General features: G+C 70.3%; 5 protein-coding genes and 1 pseudogene. 4 read left to right on the plus strand and 2 right to left on the minus strand.

The genetic code is table 11. The annotated features are described in order from the left end of the window. Window positions 1–194: hypothetical protein (locus AC1D01_RS23435; RefSeq protein ID WP_477870584.1), on the plus strand; the 194-nt coding region annotated here is incomplete at its 5' end. A gap of 300 nt (window positions 195–494) precedes the next feature. On the opposite strand, the pseudogene AC1D01_RS23440 reads toward AC1D01_RS23435, so the two are convergent. Further along, window positions 495–1,124, minus strand: a pseudogene (locus AC1D01_RS23440) (TerC family protein); the annotation flags it as partial. Window positions 1,125–1,337: 213 nt separating this feature from the next. After that, window positions 1,338–2,192 carry an aldo/keto reductase gene (locus AC1D01_RS23445; RefSeq protein ID WP_477870586.1) on the minus strand — a complete coding sequence of 285 codons (855 nt, stop codon included), beginning with the start codon at window positions 2,190–2,192 and terminating at the stop codon, window positions 1,338–1,340. A gap of 66 nt (window positions 2,193–2,258) precedes the next feature. On the opposite strand from AC1D01_RS23445, the gene AC1D01_RS23450 reads away from it, so the two are divergent. The 3 genes from AC1D01_RS23450 to AC1D01_RS23460 all read left to right on the plus strand — a co-directional run. Next, on the plus strand, window positions 2,259–3,044 hold the full coding sequence (locus tag AC1D01_RS23450; protein ID WP_477870588.1) for an ABC transporter ATP-binding protein: 786 nt from the start codon (window positions 2,259–2,261) through the stop codon (window positions 3,042–3,044). Beyond that, window positions 3,041–3,814 carry an ABC transporter permease gene (locus AC1D01_RS23455; RefSeq protein WP_477870590.1) on the plus strand — a complete coding sequence of 258 codons (774 nt, stop codon included), beginning with the start codon at window positions 3,041–3,043 and terminating at the stop codon, window positions 3,812–3,814. The genes AC1D01_RS23450 and AC1D01_RS23455 overlap by 4 nt, the downstream gene beginning before the upstream one ends. Before the next feature lie 19 nt (window positions 3,815–3,833). Beyond that, window positions 3,834–4,091 (plus strand): ABC transporter substrate-binding protein (locus AC1D01_RS23460; RefSeq protein WP_477870592.1); only part of this gene is annotated, 258 nt, incomplete at its 3' end.

Consider the following 4,091-nt stretch of genomic DNA (forward strand, 5'->3'; position numbering starts at 1 on the left):
CTGCAGCGGCCGCCCTGAAGTCCGCGAGCGCCGTGCTCGCTGAACTGGCCCAGCGCCTGGCGGTACCGCCGGCGCCGCCCGCACCGCCGCTGCCGCCGGTGCTCGAGTTCTACGCGCAGTCCGGCGCTCCCGAAGGGGCGCTGTACCTGGACGGCGAACTCGTCGGATGGGTCCCAGGCGTCACGCGCCTGTGATCCAGCCGTGAAACGAAACGGGGGCCTCGCGGCCCCCGTTTTTCATTGATGCACCGGCACCGGCTTCGGATGCCGCTTCTCCCACAGCTTGTGCACCAGCACCGCGACTGGCACCCAGCCGAGCCACATCACCAGGTCGATGCCCTCGTGCCACCACTGCCAGGTGTCGACCGGCTGGTCTTCCCAGCCCATCGCCTCTTCGATCATGTCGAACACGCCGAGCCAGGTCACCATCACGRCCAGCAGCACGCCGGTCTCGCGCTGGCGATCGTTCCAGTGCCGCCACAGGGCCGGCAGCGTGACGCCGCCGACGCACACCATGTACAGCGCCAGGTGCCCCAGGTGCTGGTGCTCGAACCACGACTTGATCAGTGGTTCGCCGCTGATCATCTTCGCGGCCGTCCAGCCGAGCACGCCGGCGCCCAGGATGACGATGCTCGGGAAGCGATCGACCAGCTTCAGGATCAGCTGGCTGCCCCAGACGACGATCGGGATGCTGATCAACAGGCCCAGCACCACCAGCAGCATGCTGCCGTGGGCGGCGCCGCCGATCGCGAGCACGTTGTCGACGCCCATCACCGCATCGGCGATCACGATGGTCTGGATCGCGCCGCGCACGGTGGATTGCGGCTTGATGCTGTGGCCTTCGCCGTCCTTGTCCTGCGTCAGCGTCCACGCGATCCAGATCAGCGCGAGGCCGCCGGCCAGCAGGAAGCCGGGGATCTTGAGCAGCCACACGACGATCAGCGTCAGCAGCGCGCGGATCACGATCGCGCCGGCCGTCCCCCACAGGATCACGCGGCGCTGCATCTCGGGCGGCACGTTGCGGGCAGCCAGCCCGATCACGATGGCGTTGTCGCCGGCCAGCACGAGATCGAGCAGCACGATGGCCATCAAGGCCGAGAAGAAGTCAGCTGAGAAGAGTTCCATGGTCCTTCACCTCGCAAGAGTGCACGCCGTGCGGATGCACGGCGGGTGAAGGTCTTGCCCACAGCATTGGCCCCTCAGTGCCAGGCGCTGCTCAAGTGCCGGGGAACCGCGGGAGCGGCGCCCGTGCTGACGGCGGCTTGATCGGGGGGCTACTCCCCTTGCGGGGCCAGTGTCGCCGCAGCGGGGCCGCCGCGTCAATCGGGGCCTGCCTCGTCAGACCATCGCGAGCGGGGTCTTGCGCTGCGGCGGCAGAAACAGCTTGTCGAGTGCGGCGAGATCGGCCGCGCCGAGCTTCAGGCCGGCGGCGGCCAGGTTCTCGCGCAGGTGGGCTTCGCGCACGGCCTTCGGGATCGCGATCACGCCCGGCTGGTGCAGCACCCACGCGAGCGCGAGCTGGGTCGGCGTGACGCCGAGCGCATCGGCCAGCGACTGCAGCCCGGGATGCGCGGCCAGTTCACCTTGCGCAAGCGGGCTGTAGGCCATCAGCGGGACCTTCCGTTCACGCAGGCGCGGCAGCAGGTCGAACTCGATGCCGCGCTCGGGCAGCGCGTAGTACACCTGATTGGTCGCGCAGGCCGCGCCACCCTCCATCTGCCACAGGCCGGCCATGCCGTTCGCATCGAAGTTGCTGACGCCCCAGGCTCGGATGCGCCCCTGCGCCTGCAGGCGCTCGAACGCATCGACCGTGTCGCGCAACGGATGCGAGCCCGGCCAGTGCAGCAGGTAGAGGTCGACCTGCTCGAGCCCGAGCCGCTGCAGGCTGCGCTCGCACGCGGCCACGGTGCCGGCGCGGCTCGCGTGGTGCGGGTAGACCTTGCTGACGATGAACAGCTCGTCGCGCCGCACCGCGCCGGCCCGCAGCGCCTCGGCGACGGCCTGCCCGAGGGCCTCTTCGGCACCGCCCTCGCCGTACATCTCGGCGGTGTCGAAGAGCCGGTAGCCGAGGTCGATCGCCAAGCGGATCGCGGCCACCTCGCCACGCCGTGCCGCTGCCGATTCCCCCATGCGCCAGGTGCCGAGACCGAGGGTCGGCACCGAGGTTCCCGAAGGCAGGGCGAGGTGGTTCATCGTGGTCTCCGCGGTTGGCCCCGAAGCCTAGCGCGAACGGGTTCTGCGGCACACTGCGAACCCTATATGTCAGATGCTTCAGATGCCTCAGGCGCCCTGATCTCGCTGCGGCAGGTCGACAAGCGCTTCGCCAACGGCGTGCAGGCCTTGCAGTCGGTCTCGCTGGACGTGCAGCCGGGCGAGTTCGTCTCGCTGCTCGGCCCGTCCGGTTGCGGCAAGAGCACGGTGCTGCGGCTGGTGGCCGGGCTCGAGCGCGCGAGCGCCGGCACGGTGCAGGCGCCGGCATGGCAGGCCGATGCGGCCAGCGACACCGCCTTCGTGTTCCAGGAGCCCACGCTGATGCCCTGGGCCAGCGTGTTCGACAACGCCTGGCTGCCGCTGCGGCTGGCCGGCGTCGCGCGCCGCGCTGCCGCCGCGCAGGTGCTGCCGCTGCTGCAGCGCATGGGCCTMGAGGCGTTTGCGGATGCCTTCCCGGGCGAGTTGTCCGGTGGCATGAAGATGCGCGCATCGATCGCCCGCGCGCTGGTCACGCAGCCGCGGCTGCTGCTGATGGACGAGCCGTTCGCCGCGCTCGACGAGATCACCCGCCAGCGCCTGAACACCGACCTGCTCGACGCCTGGCAGGCGCGGCCGATGGCGGTGCTGTTCGTCACGCACAGCGTGCTCGAAGCGGTGTTCCTGAGCCAGCGCGTGCTGGTGATGGGCGCACGGCCCGGCCGCATCGTGGCCGAGTTCCGCATCCGCCGGCCGGTACCGCACGCGGCCGCCTTCCGCGACAGCGACGACTACGTCGCCCAATGCCGGGCCGTCTCGCGCTCGCTCGAGGCCGCGCATGCCGCGGCAGCCGCGTGAACGAGCGCTGGCGCCGCCGCGTCGCACCGGCCGTCGTGCTGCTCGCGCTGCTGGCCGCCTGGGAGGCGCTGGTGCGGCTGGCCCACATCCCGCACTACACGCTGCCGGCGCCCAGCCTCGTGCTGCAGACGCTGGTCGACAACTTCGCATCGCTTTCCGGCAGCTGGTGGTTCACCGTGAAGATCACGTTCGGCGCGCTGCTGCTCGCCTGCACCGGCGGGGTGCTGATCGCCGCGGTGTTCGCGCTGTGGCGGCCGGTCGAGGAGGCCCTCTTTCCGGTGGCGGTGGTGCTGCAGGTGACGCCGATCGTCGCGGTCGCGCCGCTGATCCTGATCTACGTCGAGAGCACGACGGCCGCGCTGCTGCTGTGCGCCTGGATCGTCGCGTTCTTCCCGATCCTGTCGAACACCGTGGTCGGGCTGCGCGCGGCCGACGTGAACCTGCGCGAGCTGTTCCGGCTGTACCGCGCCTCGCCCTGGCAGCGGCTGCGCCTGCTGCTGCTGCCGTCGGCGTTGCCGTACTTCATCGCCGGCCTGAAGATCTCCGGCGGCCTGAGCCTGATCGGCGCGGTGACGGCCGAGATGGTCGCCGGCGCCGCCGGCCGCGAGACAGGCCTCGCGTCGCGCATCCTGGAAGCGAGCTTCCGCACCGAGACGCCGAAGATGTTCGCCGCGCTGAGCCTGCTGGTGCTGACCGGCGTGCTGATCTTCGCCGGCTTCAATGCGCTGTCTCGGCTCTTGCTGGGCCGCTGGCACGCCACCGAGAATTGACCCATCGAAGGAGAGACCCATGAAGAACACGATCCGCCTTGCAGCCTTGGCATTGACGCTCGCGGCCGGCACCGCCCTCGCGCAGGACAAGGTGACTTTCGCGACCAACTGGAAGGCGCAGGCCGCGCACGGCGGCTTCTACCAGGCGGTGGCCGACGGCACCTACAAGAAGTTCGGCCTCGACGTGACGCTGCTGCAAGGCGGCCCGCAGGTCAACAACCGCCCGCTGCTGCCTGCCGGCCGCATCGATTTCCTGATGACCGGCAACCTGCTGCAC

This window comes from Rhizobacter sp. P3_B12 (genome assembly GCF_056402895.1).